Annotated in this window: 15 protein-coding genes; 6 read left to right on the top strand and 9 right to left on the bottom strand. The window is 67.5% G+C overall.

Features of this window, described 5'->3' with window-relative positions:
* Positions 1 to 58: 58 nt before the first annotated feature.
* The 5 genes from AC2IR1_RS09040 to AC2IR1_RS09060 all read right to left on the bottom strand — a co-directional run bounded on the left by AC2IR1_RS09040 (position 59) and on the right by AC2IR1_RS09060 (position 4,009).
* Entirely contained in the window at positions 59 to 283 is a 225-nt protein-coding gene (locus tag AC2IR1_RS09040; protein WP_486475953.1) for a hypothetical protein, read from the bottom strand.
* Complete coding sequence (locus tag AC2IR1_RS09045) at positions 261 to 656, bottom strand: hypothetical protein (RefSeq protein ID WP_486475954.1); 396 nt, start codon at positions 654 to 656, stop codon at positions 261 to 263. The genes AC2IR1_RS09040 and AC2IR1_RS09045 overlap by 23 nt, the downstream gene beginning before the upstream one ends.
* Entirely contained in the window at positions 653 to 2,503 is a 1,851-nt protein-coding gene (locus AC2IR1_RS09050) for a M3 family oligoendopeptidase (protein WP_486475955.1), read from the bottom strand. Before AC2IR1_RS09050 ends, AC2IR1_RS09045 begins: the two co-directional genes overlap by 4 nt.
* 181 nt (positions 2,504 to 2,684) lie before the next feature.
* Positions 2,685 to 3,665 (bottom strand): alpha/beta fold hydrolase, encoded by a 981-nt coding sequence (locus AC2IR1_RS09055; protein ID WP_486475956.1) that lies wholly within the window; start codon positions 3,663 to 3,665, stop codon positions 2,685 to 2,687.
* Positions 3,666 to 3,712: 47 nt separating this feature from the next.
* Positions 3,713 to 4,009, bottom strand: a complete 297-nt coding sequence (locus AC2IR1_RS09060) for an SCP2 sterol-binding domain-containing protein (RefSeq protein ID WP_486475957.1) — start codon at positions 4,007 to 4,009, stop codon at positions 3,713 to 3,715.
* 204 nt (positions 4,010 to 4,213) lie between these two features.
* On the opposite strand from AC2IR1_RS09060, the gene AC2IR1_RS09065 reads away from it, so the two are divergent.
* The 5 genes from AC2IR1_RS09065 to AC2IR1_RS09085 all read left to right on the top strand — a co-directional run bounded on the left by AC2IR1_RS09065 (position 4,214) and on the right by AC2IR1_RS09085 (position 9,200).
* Positions 4,214 to 4,729 carry a tetratricopeptide repeat protein gene (locus AC2IR1_RS09065; protein ID WP_486475958.1) on the top strand — a complete coding sequence of 172 codons (516 nt, stop codon included), beginning with the start codon at positions 4,214 to 4,216 and terminating at the stop codon, positions 4,727 to 4,729.
* A 30-nt stretch (positions 4,730 to 4,759) separates the two neighbouring features.
* Positions 4,760 to 7,669, top strand: a complete 2,910-nt coding sequence (locus tag AC2IR1_RS09070) for a helicase-related protein (RefSeq protein ID WP_486475959.1) — start codon at positions 4,760 to 4,762, stop codon at positions 7,667 to 7,669.
* Positions 7,670 to 7,693: 24 nt separating this feature from the next.
* The gene (locus AC2IR1_RS09075; RefSeq protein ID WP_486476389.1) at positions 7,694 to 8,059 is read left to right on the top strand and encodes an RNA-binding S4 domain-containing protein; all 366 of its coding nucleotides are present in this window, start codon (positions 7,694 to 7,696) and stop codon (positions 8,057 to 8,059) included.
* Positions 8,060 to 8,109: 50 nt separating this feature from the next.
* Positions 8,110 to 8,448: a ferredoxin FdxA gene (gene fdxA / locus AC2IR1_RS09080; RefSeq protein WP_486475960.1), complete on the top strand. Its 339-nt coding sequence runs from the start codon at positions 8,110 to 8,112 to the stop codon at positions 8,446 to 8,448.
* 242 nt (positions 8,449 to 8,690) lie between these two features.
* Positions 8,691 to 9,200: a CarD family transcriptional regulator gene (locus tag AC2IR1_RS09085; RefSeq protein ID WP_486475961.1), complete on the top strand. Its 510-nt coding sequence runs from the start codon at positions 8,691 to 8,693 to the stop codon at positions 9,198 to 9,200.
* Between the two features lie 87 nt (positions 9,201 to 9,287).
* Here AC2IR1_RS09085 and cobS read toward each other — a convergent pair whose 3' ends face one another.
* Positions 9,288 to 10,025 carry an adenosylcobinamide-GDP ribazoletransferase gene (gene cobS, locus AC2IR1_RS09090; RefSeq protein WP_486475962.1) on the bottom strand — a complete coding sequence of 246 codons (738 nt, stop codon included), beginning with the start codon at positions 10,023 to 10,025 and terminating at the stop codon, positions 9,288 to 9,290.
* Between the two features lie 67 nt (positions 10,026 to 10,092).
* Between cobS and cobT the strand changes: the two genes are divergently transcribed.
* Positions 10,093 to 11,103 carry a nicotinate-nucleotide--dimethylbenzimidazole phosphoribosyltransferase gene (gene cobT, locus AC2IR1_RS09095; RefSeq protein WP_486475963.1) on the top strand — a complete coding sequence of 337 codons (1,011 nt, stop codon included), beginning with the start codon at positions 10,093 to 10,095 and terminating at the stop codon, positions 11,101 to 11,103.
* 60 nt (positions 11,104 to 11,163) lie between these two features.
* On the opposite strand, the gene AC2IR1_RS09100 is transcribed toward cobT, so the two are convergent.
* From AC2IR1_RS09100 to AC2IR1_RS09110, 3 genes are all read right to left on the bottom strand, one after another.
* On the bottom strand, positions 11,164 to 13,032 hold the full coding sequence (locus AC2IR1_RS09100) for a monovalent cation:proton antiporter-2 (CPA2) family protein (RefSeq protein ID WP_486475964.1): 1,869 nt from the start codon (positions 13,030 to 13,032) through the stop codon (positions 11,164 to 11,166).
* Positions 13,033 to 13,268: 236 nt separating this feature from the next.
* Positions 13,269 to 16,274: a hypothetical protein gene (locus AC2IR1_RS09105; RefSeq protein ID WP_486475965.1), complete on the bottom strand. Its 3,006-nt coding sequence runs from the start codon at positions 16,272 to 16,274 to the stop codon at positions 13,269 to 13,271.
* Between the two features lie 244 nt (positions 16,275 to 16,518).
* Positions 16,519 to 17,511 (bottom strand): hypothetical protein, encoded by a 993-nt coding sequence (locus AC2IR1_RS09110; protein WP_486475966.1) that lies wholly within the window; start codon positions 17,509 to 17,511, stop codon positions 16,519 to 16,521.
* Between the last annotated feature and the right edge of the window lie 28 nt (positions 17,512 to 17,539).

Raw genomic sequence — 17,539 nt, forward strand, 5'->3', positions numbered from 1 at the left:
AGGATGCTGGCCCGGGCCGGATCAGGCAGGCCGGATCAAGCAGGCTGGGGGGCGGGCGTCATTTCCCGCGCAGCCAGCGCAGGAAGGGCCCCACGTCGAGCGCGGCCACGGCAAAGCCGAGGGGCAGCATCCAGAAACCGAGGATCGGCAGGAAGCCGAGCACCCCGCCCACCATCAGCAGCAGCCCGATGGGCAGCCGCGTGCCGGGGGGAAGAAAACGGCGGATCCTGACAAGGATCCGCCGGAAGCGAGTTCTAAGTTCAGCGTACTTCAGGCGAAGCATTTGGTAGGAACCAGAATGTTGGAGGTCGCCAATTTATATTTTTTTCTCTTTTTGACGGACTTGCTCCGAAACTTGCTAAACGAGCGATGTAGAGCGCATGAAGTGCGTCGTATGCATCATCATCGGGGCCAACTTCGCTGAACCCAATCGTTGCGAGCCTCGCCTCCGTTAGGGCAGGGAGATCGGAGGCGCTTTCCTTCATGGCTCCAAGAACGCCCGTGAAAGGTTCGACGAGAATGCGCTCAGCCGATGGAAGGTAAACGATCAGGAACTTTGGTCGGTTGGCGTATATCCGCTTTCTTTCGATCTCCGGCAGAGCATCACGTTCTGCCGCCCAAAGTTCAAAACCTTGCAGGAGCTGCTCTAATGTCACTCCTCCATCGCCTCCAGCTCGTCGATGAAGCCTTCGATCATCGACAGGCCCTTGTCCCAGAAGGCGGGATCGGAGGCGTCGAGGCCGAAGGGTTCCAGAAGCTCCTTGTGGTGCTTGGAGCCGCCGGCCTTCAGCATTTCGAAGTACTTCTCCTGGAAGCCGTCGGGGTTTTCCTCGTAGACGGCATAGAGCGCGTTCACCAGGCCGTCGCCGAAGGCATAGGCATAGACGTAGAAGGGCGAGTGGACGAAATGGGGGATATAGGCCCAGTAGGTCTCGTATCCCTCCATGAAATCGAAGGCCTCGCCCAGGCTTTCGGCCTGCACCGACATCCAGAGCGCGTTGATGTCCTCGGGCGTCAGTTCGCCGCCGCGACGGGCCTCGTGCAGCTTGCATTCGAAGTCGTAGAAGGCGATCTGGCGCACGACCGTGTTGATCATGTCCTCGACCTTGCCGGCAAGCATGGTCTTCTTCTGCTCCTTCGTTTCGGCCTTGGCGAGCATGGCGCGGAAGGTGAGCATTTCGCCGAAGACGGAGGCGGTTTCCGCCAGCGTGAGCGGCGTGGAGGACAGCATTTCGCCCTGGCCCGCCGCCAGCACCTGGTGGACGCCGTGGCCCAGCTCATGCGCGAGGGTCATCACGTCGCGCGGTTTGCCGAGGTAGTTCAGCATCACGTAGGGGTGCACGTCGGTGACGGTGGGATGGGCGAAGGCGCCGGGGGCCTTGCCGGGTTTGACGCCCGCGTCGATCCAGCCCTTTTCGAAGAAGGGCTGGGCGATTTCGGCCATGCGGGGGGAGAAGCCCGCGTAGGCCTCCATCACCGTGGTCTGCGCCTCGTCCCAGCCCACCAGCCGGGGTTCCTCTGTCGGCAGGGGGGCGTTGCGATCCCAGACCTGCATGCGTTCGAGGCCCAGCCATTTGCGCTTCAGCTCGTAATAGCGGTGCGACAGGCGGGGGTAGGCGGCGACGACGGCATTGCGCAGCGCCTCGACCACCTCGGGTTCGACGTGGTTGGACAGGTGGCGGCCGGTTTGGGCCGTGGGCATGCCGCGCCAGCGGTCGATGACTTCCTTTTCCTTCGCGGTGGTGTTGTGGACACGGGCGAAGGTGCGGATGTTTTCCCCCAGCACGCGGGCCAGCTCGCGCGAGGCGGCCTCCCGCTTGGCGCGGTCGTGGTCGGTCAGCAGCGTCAGGGTCGCCTCGATGTTGAGCTCTTCCCCGTCCACGGTGAAGGTGAGCCCGGCGATGGTTTCATCGAAGAGCTTTTCCCAGGCGTCGCCCACGACGCCGAGGTCGTGCAGGAACTTTTCCAGCTCATCCGAGAGCTGGTAGGGCTTCATCGCGCGGATGCGGTCGAAGACGGGCTTGTAGCGCGCCAGTTCCGCGTTCTGGCCGAAGAGCGTTTCGAGGTGGTCGTCGGGCAGGCGGTTGAGTTCCAGCGTGAAGAACACCAGCGGGGTGGTGAAGTTCGTCAGCTTGTCCTGCATGTCGGACATGAACTTGACCCGGTCACCGGCGGTGGTGAGCTGATAGTAGCGCAGGCCGGCGTAGGACATGATGCGGCCCGAAACGGCCTGGATCCGTTCGTTGCGCAGCACGCAGTCGAGGAAGCCTTCGGCATCGAGCGTGGCCAGCTTGCCCTCGAAATCGGCGGCGAAGCTGCGGCAGGCCTCTTCGAGCCAGTCGAGATCGCGCTTGAGCTCCGGCGCGTCGGGGGCGGCGTAGAGATCGGTCAGATCCCATTCCGGCAGCTTGCCGAAGGGTGCGTTGTCTCCTGCGGCGGGCGCATTGGCGTCACGCGGGGGCAGGTCGGTCTTGAACGGGGCGGCAAACGGCAGGTCGCGCATGGATCCTCCAAACTTGGCTTGGACAGAATACTTAGGCCCGGGGGGCGGGGCTAGCAAGGCCGGGGGGTGCGCGGGCGCCCGGACAGGCGCCTGTAGGGGGCGTCTGGGGGCGTGCGAGGGGGCTGGCACACGCGAACGTGTCGCGGGCGCAGGACCCTGGCGGGGTGCTTGCCGGCCGGGATCAGGCGCTGGCGCGGGAGCCGGTGCTGTCGGTCAGGTGGGCGGTGAAATGATCGGCGCAGAGGTCGAAGGTGCGTTCGCGGATCGCGGGGATTTCCATCATCACCTCGTGCCGGGCGCCTTCGACCAGCTGCAGCTGCCCATCGGGCCAGGCGGCCATGCGATCACGGATCCGCTGGGCAGAGACGATGGCCTCATCGGTGCCCAGGAAGGTCAGGCAGGGCGTGGCGGGCGAGGGCATGCGCGCCAGGCGCAGCATTTCGCGCAGCGCCTCGTTGAGCCATTTCATCGTCGGCCCGCCGATCATCAGGTCGGGATGGGCCTGGGCCTGGCGGCGCATGTAATCGTACATCTCCGGATCGGAGGTGAGCTTGTTGACGGCGAAGTCTTCGAACAGGACGTAGGTGTGCGGCCTGGTCCCGGGAGAGAGCGCCTCGGCCATGCCGAGGTAGTGGGAGGCGCTGGACAGCAGCCAGGCGATGGGACGCACGAGCGGGTTGAGCTCTATCCCCCACATCGGCGCGGTGAAGGCGGCCGCCTGCACCGGCAGGCCGTCGTGCAGGGCGCGCAGGCCGATGGCGCCGCCCATGGAATGCGCCAGGAGGAAGAGCGGGCCGGATATGCCCAGTTCCGGCAGGGCCGAAAGGGTCGCCTGCACATCCAGCTGGTAATCGGAAAACCGCGCGACGTGCCCCAGGGCCGGATCCCCCGCGACCCGGTCGGCCAGGCCCTGGCCACGCCAGTCGGGCACCAGGGTGGCAAAGCCGCGGGCGGCCAGGTCGGCCGCCGCACGGGCGTATTTCTCGGCATATTCGGTGCGACCGGCGAAGAGCAGAACCGTGCCCTTCGCCCCGTCGAGCGGCCAGTGGACGAGGCGGATGCGCACCCCGTCGGCCGTGGTGGCCCAGCGGGCGAGCCCGCCCGCCGGCCCTTCGGCAACGTCATCGTAGAGCGGGGCTTCGGTCAGCTGTGACGTGGTCATCGCAAAATCCTTCCTTGCGGTTTTCCTGTCGGCCCCGCCGCCCGGCATCAGGCCAGCAGCGAACCGAGCTTCATTGCCGTGCCCATGTCGCCGTCGATGCTGAGCTTGCCGGTCATGAAGGCAGAGGTCGGGTTAAGATCTCCCGAAAGCATGTCCTGAAACACCTCCGCATCGGCGGTCATGGTCACGTCGGCCTCATCCCCTGCTTCGGCGGGCTTGGCGCCGTCGGAGCCGACGAAGATCTCTCCTTCGCCTTCAAGCACGAACTTGGCGGTGAAATCGATCCCTTCGCCTGCCAGTTTCTCGTTCAGGGCGGCCACTGCTGCCGAAATTACGTCGCTCATGTCGCGCTTCCTTCAAATTTGAATGACTGGGGGCTATGAAACGCCCCGCCTCGCGCTACACTTATAAGCCTCATGGCCGTGTTCAATCGACATCTCAAATCGTTCTTCGCCGCCAGTGCCGCAGCGTTATTCCTGGGACTTCCGAGTCTAGGGCTGGCCGACGATTCGGTCACGCCGCAAGTCGGCAGCCCGGCGGAGCCCCGCGTGGAGACCCGCGTGCAGGGCAGCCGCGAAAGCGGCATGGACCCGCAGGTGCAGCGACTGGTGACGAGCCTGGCCAGCGCCGATGCCGCCGAGGCGGAGCAGATCGTGCGGGAGCTTGACCTGATCTGGTCGCGGTCCGGGTCGCCTTCCATGGACCTGCTGCTGCGCAAGGGGCGCGACGCGCTGAACCGCGGCGATTTCGAGGAGGCCGTGGGTCATCTGTCCGCGCTGATCGACCATGCGCCGGATTTCGCCGAAGCCTGGGCCACGCGGGCCATGGTGTTCTTCCAGCTGGATGAACCGGGGCTGGCGCAGGCCGACCTGGTGCAGGCGCTCGCGCTGAACCCGGTGAACTTCGAAGCCGCCTATGGCCTGGCCGTGATCATGGAGGATACCGGCCGTCCGGAGGCCGCTTTCGCGGGATACGAGGCCGTGTTGTCGCTTTATCCGACCCATGAAGGGGCGGTCGCGGGACGGGATCGGCTTGCACAGCTGGTCGCGGGCAGCGATATCTGACCGGAACGCAGGTTTCGGAGAGGACAGGGAATGTCCCAAAAGGGCAGGATCACCGCGGTCCTCGGGCCAACAAACACCGGCAAGACCCACTATGCCATCGAGCGGATGCTGGGGCACCGGACGGGTGTCATCGGCCTGCCGCTGCGCCTTCTGGCGCGCGAGGTCTATGACCGCATCGTCGCCGCGCGCGGCCCCTCCGTCGTGGCGCTGGTCACCGGCGAGGAGCGCATCGTGCCGCCGCGCACCCAGTACTGGGTCTGCACGGTGGAGGCCATGCCCGAGGGGATGGGCTGCGACTTCCTGGCCATCGACGAGATCCAGCTGTGCGCCGATCCCGAGCGCGGCCATGTCTTTACCGACCGGCTGCTGCGCGCGCGCGGCCAGCATGAGACGATGTTCCTGGGCTCTCATTCCATGCGGGGCGTCATCGCCGACCTGCTGCCCGAGGCGCAGTTCGTCCGGCGGGAGCGGATGTCGCAGCTGACCTATGCGGGCGGGCGGAAGATTTCGCGCCTGCCGACGCGGTCGGCGGTGGTGGGGTTCTCTGTCGATAATATCTATGCGGTGGCGGAACTTATCCGGCGCCAGAAGGGGGGTGCCGCGGTCGTCATGGGGGCGCTGTCGCCGCGGACGCGGAATGCCCAGGTGGATCTTTATCAGAACGGCGACGTGGATTACCTGGTGGCGACGGATGCCATCGGCATGGGCCTGAACCTGGATGTGCGGCACGTGGCGTTTTCCTCGCTGACGAAGTTCGACGGGCGGCGCATGCGGGAGCTGTTCCCGCATGAGCTGGGCCAGATCGCCGGGCGCGCGGGGCGTGGCATGTCGGATGGCACCTTTGGCGTCACGGGCGAGGCCGGGTCGCTGGACCCGGAACTGGCGGAGGCCATCGAGGAGCATCGCTTCGCCCCGGTGCGCAAGCTGAACTGGCGCAACCACGCGCTGAACTTCGGGTCGATCGACGCGCTGATCCATTCGCTGGAGGTCGCGCCGAAGGACGAACGGCTGCTGCGCGCCCGGGAGGCGGACGACCTGATCGCGCTGAAGAACATGTCGAGCGAGGCGGAGGTGCGGGCGCGGGCCTCTGACGCGGCCTCGGTCCGGTTGCTGTGGGACGTGTGCCGGATTCCCGATTTCAGGGGAATCAGTCAGAACGAACATGCGACGCTTCTGGCGCGGATTTACGGGTTCCTGCACGAAAGCGGGCGGGTGCCGGATGACTGGCTGGCCACGCAGATTCGCCGCATCGACCGTACGGAGGGGGATATCGACGCCCTTTCCAAGCGGTTGGCGTTCATCCGCACATGGACCTACGTGGCACAGCGGAATGGCTGGGTTGACGACGAAAGTCATTGGCGGGACGAGACAAGGGCGGTAGAAGACCGCTTGTCGGACGCGCTTCACGCACGTTTGACCCAGAGATTTGTGGACCGGCGTACCAGCGTGCTGATGCGGCGGCTCAAGCAGAAGGAGGCCCTCTTGGCCGATGTGAGTGAAACCGGCGAAGTGACCGTCGAAGGCGAATTCGTGGGCAAGCTGGAAGGTTTCCGTTTCCGGCAGGACAAGGAGGCCGAGGGGCAGGAGGCGAAGACCATTCGCCAGGCCAGCCTTCAGGCGCTTGTGCCCCATTTCAACCTGCGTGCGGATCGTTTCTACAACGCGCCGGATACCGAGATCGACTTCACCGAACAGGGTGGGCTGATGTGGGGCGACCAGGCGGTCGGCAAGCTGGCCGCCGGGGCGGAGCCGCTGAAGCCGCAGGTCGTGGCCTTCGTCGATGACGAGGCGGGCCCGGACGTGGCGCAGAAGGTGCAACGCCGCCTGCAGCATTTCATCGACCGCAAGGTCGCGGCGCTGTTCGAACCGCTGCTGAACCTGCAGCGCGACGAGACGCTGACCGGCCTGGCGCGGGGCTTCGGCTTCCGCATGGTGGAAAGCCTGGGCATCCTGCCGCGGGGCGAGGTCTCCGACGAGGTCAAGCAGCTGGATCAGGACGCCCGGGGCGCGCTGCGCAAGCATGGCATCCGGTTCGGCCAGTACACGATCTTCATGCCGCTTCTGCTGAAACCCGCGCCGACGCGTCTGCGCCTGGTGCTGTGGTCGCTGTCGAAGAACCTGCAGGAGTTCCCGGAGGCACCGCCGCCAGGTCTGGTGACCGTGCCGGCCGAAAAGGACCTGCCGCAGGGCTATTTCGCCATGGCGGGCTACCGCGCCGCCGGTGAACGCGCCATCCGCATCGACATGCTGGAACGCCTGGCCGACATGCTGCGCGGCGAGGACAGCCGTGGCGGGTTCGAGGCCAAGGCCGACATGCTGTCGATCACCGGCATGACGCTGGAGCAGTTTTCCGACCTGATGCAGGGCCTGGGCTACAAGGCCGAGAAGGGCGAACGCACGAAGGCCAAGCCGGTGGCGGAAGCGCCTGCGGCAGAGGCCCCGGCCGCGGAAGCCGCACCCGAAGCCGCAGGGGAGGCCCCCGCAGAGACGGCAGAGCCTGCCGCAGAAGCATCGGCCGAAACCCCGGCAGAAGCACCTGCCGTGGAAACGCCCGCAGCGGAAGCCGCAGCCGAGCCCGCAGCAGCAGAGCCTGCCGCGGAAGAGGCCGCAGCCTCCGCCGAGGCGGCAGAGGGCGAGCCGGAGATGGAGGTGTTCTTCACCTTCACCTGGGCCGGTCGTGCCGCGCGCCAGAACCGCGAAGGTGGCCGTGGTCGCCCCCGTGGCGATCGTCCGCAGGGCGAACGTTCCGGCGGTGGCAAGTTCACCAAGGGTGACCGTCCGAAGGGCGGTGGCAAGCCCAAGGGCCGCAAGGGCGATGGCCCGCGCGGCGGTGGCAACAAGGCCAAGACCTTCGAATCCGCGCCGCCCAAGAAGAAGGACCGGATCGATCCGGACAATCCCTTTGCCGCGGCGCTGATGGGCCTGAAGACCAAGGACTGATCCTTGGACGCACCGGTCCCCCGCATGCGCGTCGACAAATGGCTGTGGCAGGCGCGGTTCTTCAAGAGCCGCAGCCTTGCCGCCGCCTGCGTCACCGGCGGGCACCTGCGGGTGAACGGCAACCGGGCCGCCAAGGCCTCTGCCGCCGTGGGGCCGGGCGATGTGCTGACCTTTCCGCAGGGGCGCCTGATCCGGGTCGTGAAGATCGCGGCCCTTGGCACCCGGCGCGGGCCGGCCCCGGAAGCCCAGGCCCTTTACGAGGACCTCTCTCCGCCGGAGCAGCAGGAGAAGAAAGAGGTTCCCCCGATTGCCCGGATCGAGGGCAATTCTCGTCCCACCAAGCGTGACCGCAGGAAACTCGATCTTGATCGTCGCGGACCGCTTGAATGATCCCGCATGCTGGTCTAGCTAGGCCACTGTTCGACATTCGAGAGTAAGCCATGACCTACGTCGTCACCGATAACTGCATCGCCTGCAAATACACCGACTGTGTCGAAGTCTGCCCGGTGGATTGCTTCTACGAGGGCGAGAATACCCTGGTGATCCATCCCGACGAGTGCATCGACTGCGGCGTCTGCGAACCGGAATGCCCGGCCGACGCGATCCGCCCCGATACCGAGCCGGACATGGACAAGTGGGTCGAATTCAACCGCAAGTATTCCGAGCTCTGGCCGGTCATCATTTCCAAGAAGGATCCGATGCCCGATGCCGACAAGCACGACGGCGAGAGCGGCAAGCTGGAGAAATACTTCTCCGAGGCGCCGGGCGAAGGCGGCTGATCAGGGCGCGAAAAGGCACCGATTCACGAAGTGCTGCGCATTTGTGCGTGGTGCTTTGATTTGTGGGTGATTCTGTGGTATACATTGTCTCCACACATGACAAAGACTGCCCTTGCCCGGACCGCGGGCGCTGCTGACCGCGGGACCGATATCTTGAGAGTTGCAAAACCGCGTTTGGTATCGCTGTGCGATGCCGGACTTTTTTGTGCCCTCTGATGCTCGGGTATTGAGGAAGAAGCTCTATGACCAAAACGAAGAAATCCGAGTTCCGCCCGAACGACTACGTTGTTTATCCGGCCCATGGCGTGGGGCAGATCGTCTCCATCGAGAGCCAGGAAATCGCGGGGATCCCGCTGGAACTCTTCGTCATCTCCTTCGAGAAGGACAAGATGACGCTGCGCGTTCCCACCAACAAGGCCACCGAGATCGGCATGCGGTCCCTGTCCACCCCGGACGTGGTGAACCAGGCCATGAAGACCCTGAAGGGCAAGGCAAAGGTGAAGCGCGCCATGTGGTCCCGCCGGGCGCAGGAATACGAACAGAAGATCAACTCCGGCGACCTGATCGCCATCGCCGAAGTGGTGCGCGACCTGCACCGCAGCGACGACCAGCGCGAGCAGTCCTACTCCGAGCGTCAGCTGTACGAAGCCGCGCTGGAGCGTCTGACCCGCGAAGTTGCTGCCGTCTCCGGTGGGGATGAAGTGGCCGCCGCCAAGCAGGTGGACGAGGTCCTGGTGAGCCGCGCCGCCTGATCGGGCGCCGCAGGTTCGAAAGAACGGAAGAGCTGCCTTCGGGCGGCTCTTTTTGTTTTGGCCTGTTCGGGTCCCTGGCGGGGATGGTCAGGCGATGGCGGTGAAGAGCACGGCGGTTTCGACGAGCTGCTGGGTTGCGCCCAGGACGTCGCCGGTCTGGCCGCCGATCTTGCGGGCAGAGAGGCGGGCGATGCCGAGGGTGACCAGGGCTGTCACCAGGACCGCCACGCTGCCGCCCCAGCCGAGGCAGAGATAGGCGAGGCCCCCCGCGATCAGCGCGCCCGAAAGCGCCACCTGGGGCGAGGGCACGCCCACGGCGCGCGACAGCCCGCCCGCGCGGGCGGCGGGCAGGGCGGCCATCAGCACCGGCATGGCTGCGCGCGACAGCGCCATGGCGGCGATCATCGCCCAGAGCGCGCCGTGATCGCCGAAGAGGGCCGTCAGCGCCAGCCAGCGCGCGATCAGCGACAGGCCGAGCGCCAGCACGCCGTAGCTGCCGATGCGGCTGTCCTTCATGATCTCCAGCCGCCGGTCGCGGGTGGTGCCGCCCCAGAAACCGTCGGCCATGTCGGCGAGCCCGTCTTCGTGCAGCGCGCCCGTGGTGACGACCGAAACAGCCAACGCCAGCAGCGCCGCCGCTTCGGGGGGCAGCGAGAGGCAGAGGGCGAGGAAGCCTGCGAGGCCGGAGAGCAGGGCGATCACCACGCCCGCCAGCGGGTAGGCCCAGGCGGCGGGGGCGCCGCGGGCGTCATGGGCGGGCAGGGGCAGGCGGCTGAGCAGCCCGAGGGCGGAGAGAAGATCGTTCCAGGCACGTGTCGGGGTCATATTGCACCTTGCTCCGCGTTTGGCAGGGGTTAGACACGGGTCACTGTCGAAATGCAATGGAGCCGACATGACCGATCTCCTCAACTCCCCCGATGATCTGCGCGCCCGCCTGGGCGATGCCCCGCAGCCCGACCAGGTGGCCCTGGCGGCGGCGGCCGAACGCAACGGGATGCTGACCAAGCCGCCGGGCGCGCTTGGCCGGCTGGAGGATCTGGCGATCTGGTACGCGGGCTGGCGCGGGGACGGGCGGCCGGCGCTGGAGGCGCCGCAGGTGGTGATTTTCGCGGGCAACCACGGGGTCGTGTCGCGCGGCATCTCTGCCTTTCCGGCGGAGGTGACGGTGCAGATGGTCGCCAATTTCGAGGCCGGCGGCGCGGCGGTGAACCAGCTGGCCGGGGTGGCGGGGGCGGCCATGTCCATCGTTCCGCTGGAGCTGGACCGGCCGACCGCCGATTTCAGCAAGGGCCCGGCGATGACCGAGGCGGAGTTCATAGCGGCGCTGAACGCGGGCTGGGCGGCGGTGGATCCGCAGGCCGACCTGCTGGTGACGGGCGAGATGGGGATCGGCAACACGACCTCTGCCGCCGCGATTGCCCATGCGCTTTACGGGCGCGAGGCGGCCGACTGGGCCGGGCGCGGCACCGGGCTGGACCCGGCGGGCGTGCGCCGCAAGGCCGAGGTCGTGGCAGAGGCCGTGGCGGCGAACCCGGGGCGCGCCGGGCTCGAGGTGCTGCGCTGCCTCGGCGGACGCGAGGTGGTGGCCATGGCGGGGGCCATTGCCCGGGCGCGGGATCTGCGGATTCCGGTGATCCTGGACGGCTTCATCTGCTGCGCGGCCGCCGCCTGCCTGCAGGCAGAGGAGGCCGGGGCGCTGGATCACTGCGTGGCGGGCCATGTCAGCGCCGAGGGCGCCCATGGCCGCCTGTTGCGGGAGTTGGGCAAGGCGCCGCTTCTGGATTTCGGGCTGCGGCTGGGCGAGGGATCGGGCGCCGCGCTGGCGATCAACATCCTGAAGGCCGCCGTGGCCTGCCATTCCGGCATGGCGACCTTTGCCGAGGCAGGCGTGTCGGAAGAGTGAAAAAAGGGCCGTGACCGGGGTTCGGTCACGGCCCGTTTGTCCGGTGACGGCGGTCTGCGATCAGGCTGCCGTGTCCTCGTCGCTGAGCTGGGCCTGAAGGGCCGCTTCGAGGCCCTTTTCCAGCTCCCGCGAGCGGGCGATGTAGGCTTCGTTCTTGCCCGGGGGGATCGCCGGATCCCACAGCTCGGCCAGTTCGCGCACGGCGGTACGGTCGTGCTGGGAGAAGATCTTCTCTGCCTCGGCGGCTTCGAAATCGGTCAGGCCGATGTTTTCCAGCACGTAGCGTCCGGCGCGCAGTGAACTGTCGAAGGTTTCGCGCACGATGTCGTCGGCGCCCGCCTTGTAGAGCGCGTAGACATGGGTCCGGTCGTAGGCGCGGGCAATGATGTGCAGGTCGGGCCGCTGCGCGCGGGCATAGGTGACCAGCCGGGTGACGGCATCGTTGTCGTCCATGGCGGCGACCAGAACGCGCGCCTTGTCGAGGCCCGCCGCATGCAGGATGTCGGGCCGCGTCGGATCGCCGAAGTAGCCCTTGAACCCGAAGCGCCGCATCAGGGCGATGGTGTTCATGTTGTTGTCCAGCACGACGGTCTTGAAACCCGTGCTTTGCACCATGCGGTTCACGATCTGGCCGAAGCGGCCGATGCCGGCGATGATGACCGGGCCGTCGTCCTCGATCTCATCGGGCTCGTCCGGGGTCTCTCCGTCCTTGATGCGGTTCGACAGCCGGTCGTAGGCGATGAAGAACAGCGGGGTCAGCAGCATCGTCAGGGTGATGGCCAGCAGGAGTTCCGAGGCAAGCGCCCCTTCGAGGACGTTGACCTGTTCGGAGAAGGAGATCAGCACGAAGCCGAATTCACCGGCCTGGGCAAGGCCGAGGGTGAAGAGCATCAGGTTGCGGCTGCGCAGCTTGAACAGGCGGCCGAGGCCGAAGAGGATGATCCCCTTCAGCGCCATGACGCCGAGCGCGATGCCGAAGATGCGGAAGGGCGCATCCAGCAGCGTGCCGAAGTCGATGCCCGCACCGACAGTGATGAAGAAGAGCCCCAGCAGCAGCCCCTTGAAGGGTTCGATGTCGCTTTCCAGTTCGTGCCGGAATTCGCTGTTGGCCAGCACGACCCCGGCGAGGAAGGTGCCGAGCGCAGGAGAGAGGCCGACGAGGTTCATCAGGAAGGCGATGCCGATGACGATGGCCAGGGCCAGGGCGGTGTACATCTCCGGCAGGTGGGCGGAGTGGATGAAGCGGAAGACCGGGCCGATCAGGTAGATGCCGATGAGGATGACGGCGGCCACCGCGCCGAGCGTCACCAGGGTCACGCCCCAGCCGGGCAGGCCCTGCACCAGCGACATGGTTTCATGGGCGGTTTCCGCCGTGGGTACGGAGATCGAGCCGTCGGGAGAGAAGGTCAGCAGCCCGGGCAGGGCCAGCAGCGGCAGGGCGGCGATCATCGGGATCACCGCGATATCCTGGGTCAGCAGCACCGCGAAGGCCGAGCGTCCGCCCTGGGTCTGCATCAGCCCCTTTTCCGACAGCGTCTGCAGCACGATGGCGGTGGAGGAGAGCGCCAGGATCATGCCGACGGCCAGGGCCGATTGCCAGGGCAGGCCAAAGGCCATGCCCGCGCCCATCACGGCCAGCATGGTCAGCACCACCTGCAGCCCGCCCAGGCCCAGCAGCTTGTGCCGCATGTTCCACAGCGCCCGCGGTTCCAGCTCCAGCCCGATGAGGAAGAGCATCATGACCACGCCGAATTCCGCGAAGTGGCGCAGGTCGTGGCTTTCATGGCCGATCAGGTGCAGGGCCGGGCCGATGGCGATGCCGGCGGCCAGGTAACCCAGGACCGAACCCAGCCCCAGGCGTGCCGATATGGGCACCGCGATCACTGCCGCGCAGAGGTAAACCGTGGCCTGGTAGAGGAAGCCTTCCATCATGTCTCCTGGGGCTGGCGCTGAAACGGGACCGCGGGGGCGCCAGCGGCCGCCCGTCAGGTCAATGATAGTGACCGGCACGCCGCAGGTGCAACAGCGCAACTGTGGACAAGCGCCGCTAAATTGCCGGGTATCCGATCAAATTCTCGGGCAGGCGCTCTGCGCCGGGCCGGTCGCCCCGGCGGGCGGAGCGTGACCCCGTTCGGCACCCGGTTGAGGGACGTGGCGGGTGCTGCTTAGTCTGGCATGGAGAGGACGACGCTGCGGTTGCCCTTGACGTAGCGCAGCTGCGCTTCGCTGATCGCGGCGACGCGGCCGCCGTCCAGCCTGTCGCCGACCTTGACCTTCTTGATGCTGCCGCTGGCCAGGCGCACCAGGGCTGACCGGTCGGAGGGATCGCCCATGATCCCGATCAGGTTGATCTGGTTCAGTTTGATGGCGTTTTCCACCGTGGCCTGGCGCGCGACCGAAGGCTGGGTCGGCCCGGAGGGCGTGACCGTAGCCGGTGCGGGCGTGGGCGCGGGCGCGCGAATGGCCTGGGCCGCCGCGATCTGGGCCGCGAAATCGGCGGGCCGGGCGCGGGGGCGCACCGCTTCGGCGGTGGCAAGTTCGGTGCCCTGATCTTCTGGGGCCAGGTCATCAGGGGGCAGTTCCGTGTCCGGCTCCGGCTCTGCCTCCAGCTCTTCGGGGACGAGGTCGTCGGGCCGCAGGCGCGGGCGCATGTTGCCGTAGATCGTGGCGAGTTCATTGCCGGAGGGGCCGGTGGCCGGCGCGTCTTCCGGCACGTCTTCCGGTGTGGCCGTACCCGCCGCTGCACTGTCCGTGGTGGTCCCGGTGGTGGGAACCTGAGGGGCGGGATCCTGGGGCGCGGGCGCGGGGGGCGCCAGGCTGGCGGGCCGGGTGGGCGGCGTCACCTCCGGCCGGCCGAGGTAGACCATATGCCCTTCGGGAGTAAGGGCGCCGTCCGGCGTTCCGGCCACCAGCCCACGGTCATCCAGCACGAAGTCCTGGTCGGGCGTCGGCGGCAGCGGAGGCGACTGGAAGGCCGACAGGGGCGGCTGCACTTCGGTGTCGATCAGGCCCGTGACAGGCTGCGCACGGTCGACGGTGGAGATCGAGGCGACCTCGATCTCGCCCAGTTCGGTGGCCACGGGGGCCACCGGGGCGCCGGGCGCGCGTTGCCAGATCCCGGTCGCGGCATAGCGCGCGGCGGCTTCTGCCGGGGTGGCGGGGGCCGGGCGGATATCCATCTTGATACGCGGTTCCGGCACGGGGCGCTGCGGCTGGCTGGCCGTCGTGGTGGCGTCGGCAGGGCTGTCCTGCGCGGTGATCGCGGGCGTGGTATCCGCGTCGGTCTGCGGGGTGGCGGGGGCGTCAGGGGCCGCCGCCAGTTCCGGCATGCTGCCGGAGAGGGGGGCACTGCCGGTCGCCTGCGGCTCTGCCGGTTGGTCGCCGCCGAAGATCCCGCGCAGGGCGTCCGGGCCGGAGATCGCGGCCCAGCCTGCAACGCCCAGACCCAGCAGCAGCACCGCGGCAATCGCGGGGCGGGACAGCCGGGCCCGGGGTTTCGCGGCGGCCTGATCGGGGCGGGCGCCGAAGACGGTCAGCTGCTCTGCCTCGCTTTCCCGGGTGGGGGGTGCTGACTTGGCGGTTGAGGAGCCGGGTGCGGCGGGGTCGGGTTTGCCTGCGACGGATCCTTCGGGGGCCGGCTTTTCAGTGCCAGCCTTCCCGGTGTCCTTTTCGTGCGCAGTCTCTTTTCCGTCGGGGGTGCCCTTTTCGGAGCTGTCCGCGTTGCCTTCGGTGAGGAAGGCGGGGATGTCCGGCGTCTCTGCCTTTGCGGCCTTTGATACGGCGGGGGCGGTGTCCACCGGAGGGGTGGGCACGGGATCGGGCCGCGCCGCCGCCTGGCGAGCGCGGTTGCGCAGCAGCGCGCCGAACCGGGTGTCTTCGGTCGCCGGGGTGCCGGTGGGCGTCAGGCTTTCGATGGTGCTTTTCGGCGGCGTTGCCTCTGGCATTGCCGGGTCCGCGGTCGGTTCCGTAGAGGTGGGACCCGCAATGGCAGGGCCCGCCGAGGGCGGCGCGGCCACGGGCGCGCGGCTGGCAACGGGGGCCTTCGGCGGTGTGCCATCGCCGCCCCGGACCGAGCTGAAGCTGGCCGTTGCGGGGCCCGTCGGGTGATCCTTTGCGGGCGCTGCCGCCACGGGGGCAGGCTTCGCCGGGGTTTGCGGCGCCTCGGATTTGGGGGCAGTGGATTTGGATGCAGTGGACTTGGATGCAGTGGACTTGGGGGCGGGGGATTCCGCTTCGGGCGCTTCGGGCGTGGCGGATTGCTCTGCCGGGGGCTCAAGATCGAAGAGATCGCGGCGGCTCCGGAAATCCACCTTGGGCGCCGGAGGCTCCGCCCCGGCGGGGGCCGGGGGCATTTGCTCGCCCGAGGTGCCCGCGTCGGTCTTGTCCTTTTCGTCCGGGGCAGCCGCATGTGCCGGCGCGCCGGAAGGGGCGTCCTTTGCCGCGTCGGGCGCCGCGTCCGGTGTCGCAGGTTGCGCCGGTTCGGGGGCCTTTTCGGCAGTCTGTTCGGAGGCTCCCCCGGTGGGGGCAGCGGGTCCTTCGGCGGTCTTTTCAGATGCCTTTTCAGCTGACTCGGCGTTCCCTCCTTCATCGGGATTCGTCGGTGCTGCGGGCGCCGCCGGTTCGGGCAGGGTGGCGTTGCCAAGGATGTGGATCTGCACCGGATCGCGCTGCGCGGGGACGCCGTTCAGAAGGGTGTGCGACAGCTCGCTCGGCCCGAAATAGGGTTCGCCGATATAGCCGTTATCCCCGGGCATGGCGACGAAGGATACCGGGTTGAAGCCATGCGGGGCGAGGAAGGCCTCTGCCTCCTGCAGGGTTTCGCGGGCCACGGCGGCCACATGGGCGGTGCGCCCGGAGGTGGACCAGCAGAATTCGAGCTCTGTCAGCGGGTAGGGCGTGGCCTCCGCCAGGTGCTCGGCGATCATCGCCCGCCGGTCTTCGCCGGTGGCGGAGCCGGTGTAGAGCGTCAGGTAACGGATCTGCTCTTCGGGAATGACGACCTTGCAGCGCATCGGCGCCTCGTCGAGGCTTTCGCCCAGGCGGCGCAGATCGGTGAAGGCGGTGGCGGGGGCATCGAAGGGCACGTGACCCACACGTTCCCAGCCGGGCGACGCGCGGTGGAGGAGGTCCACCCCGTCGGCGAGGATGTTCAGCGCAAAATTCGGTCGCATGGGTCCTGCGGTGCGTCTCGTCGGGGTCGTGGCCGGGTGCGTGACCGAAGTCTCGACCGGGCACGACTTCAAGAAGGGGTGCTAACTGTCCGGGTTCGCGTGGAACACTACCCCAGCCCGGGGGCGGCGCAAAGGGGGGCGGCCGGGATCGGCGGGAAAACGATCATGCAATCGTGTCCGCAGCGGAAGGTGAGGAACCCTGACGGGAGGGGGTGTTGCATGACGCAACCAGGGATTGCGCCCGTCAGCGCATCCACAGGCCTTCGCGGCGGATCTTGTTGCGGATCGCCTGTTCCTTGCGGGGCAGGTCGTTCTGATCGAAGAGCGCGCGCACCTTGGCGCCGCGCCCCTGCAGCACCATCCGCTTGATCGGATCGTACTGTTTCAGCACCTTCTTGATCTTGTTGGGCGCCACCACGGTTTCGAGCGTTTCGACGACCCGGTCGGCTTCGCGGGCATAGAGCAGGGGCAGGACCCGGTAGTGGCAGGTGCTGCGCCCGTCCAGCCAGCCGTCGGGCAGGGTGTCGCGCCCGCCGCCCAGGGAATGGATCACCAGCGGCAGGGCGACCTGGTCCAGCCAGGGGTCCATCGTCTGGCAGATCAGCGGCGCGGGCGGGTTGTCCCGGATCTCCAGGGCGTAGTCGAGGAAGCGTTGCGCGAAGACCTGGGGATCCTTGTAGAAGAAGAAGCCCGCGTTGAAATAGAGGTATCGGCGCCAGAATTCATCGGGCCAGGCGGTGTCGAGCGAGCTTTCGAAATCCAGGCCGAAGCGGTCGTAAAGGCTCTTCCAGATCTCGGTGTAGCCCGGGCCGTAAAGCTCGATCGTGGGCCAGGTGTCTTCGCGTCGCATCGACGCCGTGGGGCGGTCGAAGTCGAAGGGCACATCGGTGAGTTCATCCAGCACCAGGGTGTCGCTGTCGAAGAAGACGAAGGGTTCGCCGGGGGGCAGGGCGAAAAGGCATTCGATCTTGTTGCCATGGGGGTAGGCACTGCCGAAGTGGTCGGAGGCGAAGGGCAGGATCTCTGCCCCGAGGGTCTGAAGCAAGTCCCGCACCGCGGGGTTGGACATGCGCGGATCGTCCTGCCAGCGGGCGCCGGGCTGCGGTTCGGCCACGAAGAGGCGACCCGAGAAGGCCGGACTGCGGGCCCGCAGGGAGGCGGCGAAGAGCGCGGCCTCGTACTGCAGGCGGCCGGATTGACCGACGATGACGATGTTGAACTTCTGCGGGCTGGTCATGGATGGGTTCGCCTGGGATCAGCGTGGG

The organism is Pseudooceanicola sp. NS-SX8, assembly GCF_057380755.1.